The organism is Endozoicomonas sp. ONNA2, from assembly GCF_024606365.1.
GTDB lineage: Bacteria > Pseudomonadota > Gammaproteobacteria > Pseudomonadales > Endozoicomonadaceae > Endozoicomonas.
Window position 1 is genome coordinate 1 of sequence record NZ_JAHHPO010000410.1, and the last position, 1,043, is coordinate 1,043.

Consider the following 1,043-nt stretch of genomic DNA (forward strand, 5'->3'; position numbering starts at 1 on the left):
GATCAGAAGCCCCCACTATAATCGGCGAGCCGATTTAGTGGAGGGAGTAGGTCACAACCTGAAAGATTAGCACTGACATCCACATCTGATGTCCTGACAATAATGTGAACTATTTGCTGAGCTAATGGTCCAATCAGCTAAATCATCTTGTTAACCAGGTAGCTGGCCATATGGGATCGAATATTTTTGGCTACTCGGGGTACTATGCAAGGCAAAACGTAGGGAGACTGGCCGTAGCCATGTGACCGGAGTTGTATAGCACGAATGCCTGGATGCAGGAGCCAGAGCAACGCAGAAGCAGTTACCGCGAGGCCAACACAGGCAGTCAGAAATATATGATTTCATCTGGTTAGCAACTTGCATTGCTTTTGTCATCTTAACAATTGTCTTAAGCAGGACTATTTTTACTGCTGCCCTGCCAAACGGAGATATTATGCAACCGACAGGTCTTGATGCTTCAAAATATGTATATAACGCTCATCAGGGAACCGAGGGGATAACCAATGGAACCACTGGTATTTCTCTCGGTCGCAAAGTCACCAACCTTGCTGAAGGACAATCACTGTCGAAGGGCCATGCCCCTGAGAACAGTCCCTCCACTTTGCTACCGGAGCGAAGTGTACAGGAGCCAGCATCGGCAAATGAAACTCAATTGACCAAAAGGATCAACCCCGGGAACAGATCGTCAGTTTCCATCTCCCAACCTGCTCAACTAACCGCTGATCGCTTTTTTGATAGTGGGTCAAATGTGTGTCAAGGAAGCTTCTTCCTCAACCCCTTTGAGTTTCCCGGTTTTGAACTACAGCCACTCACACGTGTGAACGAAGCCAAGGCGGCGTTGGTAGCATGTCTTGAAAAAGCAGCGTTTTTTCCGAGCGAGTTACCTGATCATTTTGGCCATATAGATGAAGACCTGGAGAAACAAATACCTCTTCAGGTTGAGAACTCAGATTCTCTTAAAACGGAGCCCAGGCCTCTTGATAAGGACATACTGGTTGCGTTGGGGCTCAGGGTGGATTTTCCAGATCAGGGAGAAAAGGTCA

Annotated in this window: 1 protein-coding gene; it reads left to right on the forward strand. The window is 47.5% G+C overall.

What is annotated here, in order from left to right:
* Nucleotides 1-433: 433 nt before the first annotated feature.
* A partial coding sequence (locus tag KDK14_RS07425; RefSeq protein ID WP_257264428.1) for a hypothetical protein occupies nucleotides 434-1,043 on the forward strand: 610 nt, incomplete at its 3' end.